This is a genomic window from Alkalithermobacter paradoxus (assembly GCA_002029295.1).
Taxonomy (GTDB): Bacteria; Bacillota; Clostridia; order Peptostreptococcales; family Peptostreptococcaceae; genus Alkalithermobacter; species Alkalithermobacter paradoxus.
In genome coordinates this window covers 1-640 of the sequence record MZGW01000031.1, presented here as the reverse complement: position 1 = coordinate 640, position 640 = coordinate 1, and the positions used below count along the sequence as shown (strand labels likewise).

Annotated in this window: 1 protein-coding gene; it reads left to right on the top strand. The window is 29.7% G+C overall.

The window, feature by feature from the left end; genetic code table 11:
- Positions 1 to 275: hypothetical protein (locus CLOTH_RS10665; protein WP_158080509.1), on the top strand; the 275-nt coding region annotated here is incomplete at its 5' end.
- Between the last annotated feature and the right edge of the window lie 365 nt (positions 276 to 640).

Below are 640 nucleotides of genomic sequence, written 5' to 3'. Positions count from 1 at the left end.
ATTTTGTTGTTCCAAGCTCTGTTTCTATAGTAAATGCAAAAGTTACAGATTCAAACGGAAATCTTCTTAATGTATATAATACAACTACATTTACAGAAAATAGAACTCTTCAAAAAGCAAATGGAGAACTTGATTTCCAAGCTACAGGGTATTTTCCCATGCAAGTTAAAATATCTGCCCTTTCGGGCAGATTGTTTTGTCTACAAACTGCTAAGAGAAAAAGATTTCTCTTAGTTCAGACTGTTGACAAATTATATTATAGAAAGCTCTTTTGAAATTCAAAGAAAGAGCTTTCTTTCTTTTTGGTAAAATATAAACTTAGGCTATATTATGCAATCTCCTGTGGAATAAACGGCTTTTAAATTACACCTTGAGATTTCTAAAATCTCCATGCAATCCTGAATCCTAGAAAGCTTTGAAACTCGCAAGAAAGCTTCTATCGGATTCAGTATGCATGTCGATAAGAAATCTTGCAAGGTTTATTAAATCAAGCATACTCATTCCACATGGAGCTTGCTTTTGCTAAAATCTAAATCTTTAATATACAAAAAAGAAAAATACTTTGATATAATAAAAATATTGAATAAATTACCAAGAGAGGAGAAATATATGAAAAAAATATTGTTAAGTGTATTAATAA